Source organism: Psychrobacter sp. TB20-MNA-CIBAN-0197 (assembly GCF_040309765.1).
GTDB lineage: Bacteria > Pseudomonadota > Gammaproteobacteria > Pseudomonadales > Moraxellaceae > Psychrobacter > Psychrobacter submarinus.
In genome coordinates this window covers 1-268 of sequence record NZ_JBEOPC010000677.1, presented here as the reverse complement: position 1 = coordinate 268, position 268 = coordinate 1, and the positions used below count along the sequence as shown (strand labels likewise).

Here is a 268-nt window from a genome sequence, read left to right as displayed (position 1 = left end):
GAGCCTGATCAATCAAGTGCAGAGCCTGGGCAACGAGCCTACCCATTCCAGCCTCAGCGCTGATGCCAAACACCTGTTCGTCAGCAACTACTCGGTGATGGAAGATCCGGACGGCACCCTGGCGGTATTGCCGGTCGATGCCGACGGCCAGCTGAAACCGGTGGTGCAGATGAGCGGCCACCCGGCCAGCCGGGTCAATCCTGAGCGTCAGGCATCGAATCACGTGCACTCGACGGTGTCGTCGCCGGACGGGCGCTATGTGTTCTCC

1 protein-coding gene is annotated in these 268 nt (G+C 62.3%); it reads left to right on the top strand.

Annotation, left to right across the window (positions count from 1 at the left end):
- On the top strand, positions 1 to 268 hold a 268-nt coding region (locus tag AAEY83_RS15495; protein WP_351060339.1), incomplete at both ends, for a lactonase family protein.